The sequence below is a fragment of the uncultured Limnohabitans sp. genome (assembly GCF_937889215.1).
GTDB lineage: Bacteria > Pseudomonadota > Gammaproteobacteria > Burkholderiales > Burkholderiaceae_C > Limnohabitans_A.
This window is the reverse complement of the sequence record NZ_CALBEX010000464.1, coordinates 1-3,035: the sequence shown is the minus strand read 5'-3', so window position 1 is coordinate 3,035 and position 3,035 is coordinate 1. Positions and strand designations below refer to the sequence as shown.

The 3,035-nt window shown below is 61.5% G+C and carries 2 protein-coding genes and 1 pseudogene; 1 reads left to right on the top strand and 2 read right to left on the bottom strand.

What is annotated here, in order from left to right; translation table 11 throughout:
• Positions 1-1,147 (bottom strand): annotated as a pseudogene (locus Q0341_RS11710) (pyruvate dehydrogenase (acetyl-transferring), homodimeric type); the annotation flags it as partial.
• A gap of 102 nt (positions 1,148-1,249) precedes the next feature.
• Here Q0341_RS11710 and Q0341_RS11705 point away from each other — a divergent pair.
• Complete coding sequence (locus tag Q0341_RS11705; RefSeq protein ID WP_299513481.1) at positions 1,250-1,717, top strand: Lrp/AsnC family transcriptional regulator; 468 nt, start codon at positions 1,250-1,252, stop codon at positions 1,715-1,717.
• A gap of 13 nt (positions 1,718-1,730) precedes the next feature.
• Here the strand turns inward: Q0341_RS11705 and Q0341_RS11700 are convergent, their stop codons facing one another.
• Complete coding sequence (locus tag Q0341_RS11700) at positions 1,731-2,954, bottom strand: Fic family protein (RefSeq protein ID WP_299513478.1); 1,224 nt, start codon at positions 2,952-2,954, stop codon at positions 1,731-1,733.
• Positions 2,955-3,035 lie beyond the last annotated feature (81 nt).

Genomic DNA, 3,035 nt, shown 5'->3' with positions numbered 1-3,035 from the left:
TTTTCACGATGTCGTGCCCACCACGCTTGAGGCGGTCGATCTGCTCGTCGGTCATGCCCTGCGCCAACCTTGCCAGTTCTTCGTTTTGGCCAAAGAAGTTGTCGCGGTTGTAGCGCCCGTCCTTGGCGGCAAAGGTCTGCATCTGGCCGTCCACCGTGTTGGCAAAAGCGCGCAGCAAAGCGCCCGAGGTGTCACGCGCCAGCAGACCGTCCCAGTCGCTGCCCCAGACCAGCTTGATCACGTTCCAGCCTGCACCTGCAAACAGCTTTTCCAGCTCGTCGATGATGCGACCGTTGCCGCGCACCGGGCCGTCCAGGCGCTGCAAGTTGCAGTTGACCACCCACACCAGGTTGTCGAGTTTTTCGCGCGCGGCCAGTGTCAGGGCGCTCATGCTCTCGGGCTCGTCCATCTCGCCGTCGCCAAACACGCCCCACACCTTGCGTGCGCTGCAGTCTTGCAGCTGGCGGTGCGTCAGGTAGCGCATGAAGCGGGCGTGGTAGATCGAGCTGATCGGCCCCAAGCCCATGGAGCCCGTAGGGAACTGCCAAAAGTCGGGCATCAGCCAAGGGTGCGGATAACTCGACAAACCGCGCGCGCCGCTGTCGGGTGCGGTGATCTCTTGGCGGTAATGCAGCAAGTCCGCCTCGCTCAAGCGGTCTTCCAAAAAGGCGCGGGCGTACACCCCGGGGGCGCTGTGCGGCTGGAAGAACACCAGATCGCCTTGGTGCTGCTCGGTGCGCGCATGAAAAAAGTGGTGAAACCCGGTTTCGAACAAATCGGCCACGCTGGCGTAACTGGCGATGTGCCCGCCCAACTCGCCATAGGCTTGGTTGGCGCGCACCACCATGGCCAGCGCGTTCCAACGCATGATGGCCACCAGCCGCTCTTCGGTGGCCAAGTCGCCGGGAAACACCGGCTGGTCATCGACCGCGATGGTGTTCATGTAGGGCGTATTCAGCTCGGGTTGCCAGCCGGTGCGGTGCTGCCGCGCCACGCGGGCCAGCTCGTCCAGAATCTGGCGGGCACGCTCAGGGCCTTGCGAGCCGATCAGCGCCAGCAAAGCCTCGCGCCACTCTGCGGTTTCTTCGGGGTCGATGTCGCCTGTGTTCATCAGGGTGCGGAGCAAGGGTTCAAAGGGTGCGTTCATAGATATGACTCTACAGATGCAGGCGGCGCATGTGCTGCGTATTTACACCTCTCCAGCCACAATTTAAAGCACAATATGCCGAAATTAAAAGGAATTCAGCACATGATTCTGGACAACGTGGATTTGAAGATACTGGACGAACTGCAGCGCGACGGCGCACTGTCCAACGTGACGCTGGCCAAACGCATTGGCTTGTCGCCCTCGCCATGTCTGGCCCGCGTGAAGGCGCTGGAGTCGGGCGGCGTGATTCAGCGATACGTGGCTCTGGCCAGCGCGGCAGCGCTGGGGCTGGGCCTCACGGTGTTCATCTCGATCAGCCTCAAGACCCAAAGCAAAGCCACCTTGGCCGACTTTGAGGCGCACATTGCCCAACACGACGAGGTGATGGAGTGCTATTTGATGACCGGCGACAGCGACTATTTGTTGCGCGTAGCGGTGCGCGACATGGCGGCGCTGGAGCGCTTCATTCTGGAGCAGCTTTCACCGATTCCTGGCGTAGAAAAAATCCGCTCCAGCTTTGCGCTCAAGCAGGTGCGCTACAAAACGGCGCTGCCGCTGGGTTTGGGGTGAAGGTGAAGCGCTTTCAGCCCTGAGCCTCGGCCTCCGGCCACAAACTCGGAAAATAAAAGCGCAGCGCGTGCTGCGGCACACCCAATCGCAGCTTGCCGTGGGGCGAATCGCTTTCCAGCAACCCCCTTTTGAGCAAAGCCGACACCTGCGCCGTGGCCAAGCGTTCGCCCAAACCCAGCATGGCTTTGAAGTCGGCCCGGTCCAGCTCGGCCTGCGACGCAAACAGGTAATGCAGCGCCCGCAAAGCTTCGGCGCGCACGCCTTGCTTGACCACCCGCTCTTCATAGGCCAAGCACGCCGCCATGCGGTCCTTCATGCCATCGAGTGACAGCAAGCCCGACATGAAGTCGACTTGGTCGATGCACAAGCCCAGCACGTAATCGATCCAGCGAATCAAACCCGACTCGGTCAGGTTGCCCCGGCCATCCAGATCGCCTGCCCGGGGTTCATCGGCTGCTGCCAAGTTGGCGTAATACGCTTCGTGTGTGCGGGCAAAGCCCCGTAAAGGCGACCACAAACCGTTGGTCAAGCCCATATGGCCCAACACCAAATGGCTGTGCAGCCGCACCACACGCCCGTTGCCGTCTGCAAAAGGGTGAATCCAGGCCAGCCGCTGGTGCGCCGCCGCCATGGCCACCAGCTGCAGCTCGCCTCGGCGCAAGCCCGAATACACAGAGGACCACCGCGCTAAAAAAGCTGGCAAAGCCGCCGCAGCGGGCGCGGCATGCCGCCCCACACTGACCTCGCGTTCACGCAAAGCACCGGGCTGCAAGGTTTGCGGGCCAGAGGGTGATTCAAGCTGGCGATCGGCTTCGGGCAAGCGGGCGAACAAATCCTGGTGGATGTCGCAGACGGTCTGCATCGACCAGACTTGGGCACCGTCCCACGCAGGCCACAGCGCCTCCAATTGCGACTCGGTCGCCATGTGCGCCAGCGCCATGCGTTGGCGGCGGGCCTTGTCGGCGTCCTGGGCGTAATCGTTGCGCAGGGCTTGCTCGATCTCCAGCGGCAAGGTGTGCTGACCCTCGATCTTGTTGGAGTAATACGAGTTCATGGCCCGCAACGATGAGCGCAGCCCCGGCAGCGCTCCGCTCGGGCACCAGCCCGACAAACGGTCTGCCTTGCGGATCAGATCATGCGAACGCTCCAGCAGGGGCCCCATGCGGTGCTCAGCGGGCAGCAAGGGCTCCATCTGGGCAGGATGGTCATAAAGCTGAAATTTTTGCGACTTTGACATAAGACGCAAGTCTATGTCATGTAAAGATATTTACCAAATCATGCGGGAAATTTTGCGACTTTGAATGCGAGTTCAAATGCG